2 protein-coding genes are annotated in these 2,620 nt (G+C 69.6%); both read left to right on the top strand.

Features of this window, described 5'->3' with window-relative positions:
* The coding region (locus tag AC068D_RS35655; RefSeq protein ID WP_478827304.1) for a phosphopantetheine-binding protein at positions 1-561 on the top strand (561 nt) is incomplete at its 5' end.
* The coding region (locus AC068D_RS35650) for a condensation domain-containing protein (RefSeq protein ID WP_478827303.1) at positions 561-2,620 on the top strand (2,060 nt) is incomplete at its 3' end. The genes AC068D_RS35655 and AC068D_RS35650, both read left to right, overlap by 1 nt.

Raw genomic sequence — 2,620 nt, 5'->3', positions numbered from 1 at the left:
GTCGAGGCCGTCGTCGCCGCGCATCCGCAGGTGGCGCAGGCCGCCGTACTCGCCCGCGAGGACGCGCCCGGTGACATCCGCCTGGTGGCCTACGTCGTCCCCCGCCCTGGCGACACGCCGGTCGGGGAACTTCCCGCCCTGATCACGGAGTTCGCGTCGTCACAGATGCCGGCGCACATGGTGCCGTCGGCGGTCGTCGTCCTCGAGGCGCTGCCGCTGTCGGTGAACGGCAAGCTGGACCGCAAGGCCCTGCCCGCCCCCGAGTACAGGACGGGAGCCGGGCGAGGGCCGGCCAATGCGCGGGAGGAGATCCTGTGCACCCTGTTCGCCGAGGTCCTCGGGCTCGAAAGCGTCGGCGTCGACGACGACTTCTTCGCCCTCGGCGGACACTCCCTGCTCGCCGTCCGGCTCACCAGCCGGATCCGGGCATCGCTAGGCATCGAGGCGCCGTTGCAGGCGCTGCTGCAGGCGCCGACGGTGGCCGGACTGGCACAGCAGCTCGGAAACGAAAAATCAGCTAGGCCGGCGTTGCGGCCGATGCGCAACCAGGAGGAGTTCTGATGGTTCCGTTGTCTTTCGCGCAGCGCCGGTTGTGGTTCCTTTCCCAGCTCGAAGGCCCCAGCGCCACCTACAACATCCCGATCGTCAGGCGCCTGCCGGGCGAGATCGACAGCGATGCACTGAATGCCGCCCTGAGGGACGTGATCGGCCGCCACGAGGTGCTGCGCACGGTCTACCCGACAGTGGACGGTGAGCCGTACCAGCGCATCCTGAAGCTGGAGGACATGAACTGGGCCCTGGACGTGACCGACCTGGCCCCCGACGATCTCGACGCCCGGATCGCCGAGTTGGAGGGCCACGCGTTCAACCTGGCCGACGAGGTGCCGATCCGTGCGGCGCTGCTCCGGTGCGGCCGGACGGACCAGGTGCTGGTCGTGGTGGTCCACCACATAGCCGGTGACGGTTGGTCAATGGGGCCGCTGCTGCGGGACGTGACGACGGCCTACGCCGCACGCGCCGAGGACCGAGCTCCCGTATGGGAACCGCTGCCCGTCCAGTACGCGGACTACACCCTGTGGCAGCGGGAGCTGCTGGGCGACGAGCAGGACCCCGACAGCTTGATGGCCCGCCAGATCGGCTACTGGCGCGACAACCTGTCCGGTGCGCCGGAGGAGCTCGACCTGCCCTTCGACCATGCCCGCCCCGCGGTCGCCTCGCACCGCGGTTACGGCCTGCCGCTGGAGATCCCGGCCGCCGTCCATGCCCGGCTCGCCGAGGTGGCGCGGGCCGAGAACGCCACGGTCTTCATGGTGCTTCAGGCGGCGCTGGCGGTCGTCCTGTCCCGTCTGGGCGCGGGTACGGACATCCCCATCGGCACGGCCGTGGCCGGGCGCACCGATGTCGCGCTGGACGACATGGTCGGCTTCTTCGTCAACACGCTGGTGCTGCGCACCGACCTGTCCGGCGACCCGACCTTCACGGAGGCCCTCGCCCGGGTGAGGCAGACCGGATGGGCGGCGCTCGCGCACCAGGACGTGCCGTTCGAGAAGCTGGTCGAGGAGCTCGCCCCGGCCCGCTCGCTGGCCCGGCACCCGCTCGTCCAGGTGATGCTGACAGTCCACAACAACGAGCGGATCGTGTTGGAGCGCTCGGGTGCCGAGTCCGGCGGTCAAGCCGCCGACGCGGTGGTGGACGTGCGGGCGGCGAAGTTCGACCTCGAGTTCGACTTCGTCGAGGTGTTCGGCCCGGACGGATCACCGGCGGGCCTGCACGGCTCGGTGACCGCCTCGGTGGACCTCTTCGCACGGGACACCGTCGCGCAGCTCGCGGCACGAGTCCGGCGGGCACTGGAGCAGCTGTTGGGCGAGCCGACGACCCGGGTGAGCGAGCTCGACCTGCTCGATGCCGAGGAGCTGCATCGGGTGTTGGTGGAGTGGAACGACACGGCGGCTGAGGTCGAGCTGTCGACGCTGCCCGCGCTGTTGGCGGCGCAGGTGGTGCGGACGCCGGATGCGGTTGCGGTGGTGTTCGAGGGTGTGGAGGTGTCGTACGCGGAGCTGGATGTGCGGGCGAATCGTCTTGCGCGGTTGCTGGCTGGTCAGGGTGTCGGGGTTGGTTCTGTGGTCGGTGTCTGCCTGGAGCGCGGGGTCGACATGGTGGTGGCGCTGCTTGCGGTGGTGAAGGCGGGTGGTGCGTATCTGCCGCTGGAGCCGGGGCTTCCGGTGGAGCGGGTCGCGTTCATGGTGGAGACCGCTGGTGCGGGTGTGGTGGTGACGTCGCAGGCTCTGGCCGGTGCGGTGGGGTTCGGGGTGCCGGTGGTGGTGCTGGATGAGCCTTCGGTGGTGGCTGAGCTGGCGGGTTTGTCGGGTGTGTCGTTGGGTGTGGTGGTGCGGCCTGAGGATGCGGCGTATGTGATGTTCACGTCGGGTTCGACGGGTCGGCCCAAGGGTGTGGTGGTGCCGCACGAGGGCATTGTGAATCGTCTGGTGTGGATGCAGGGGCGGTTTGGGCTGTCGGCTGCGGATCGTGTGTTGCAGAAGACGCCGTTCGGGTTCGATGTGTCGGTGTGGGAGTTCTTCTGGCCGTTGCTGGAGGGTGCCACGCTGGTGGTGGCTCGTCC

The organism is Streptomyces sp. NPDC043861, from assembly GCF_056435905.1.
The sequence above is the reverse complement of the archived record's forward strand: the minus strand, read 5'-3'. Positions and strand labels throughout refer to the sequence as shown.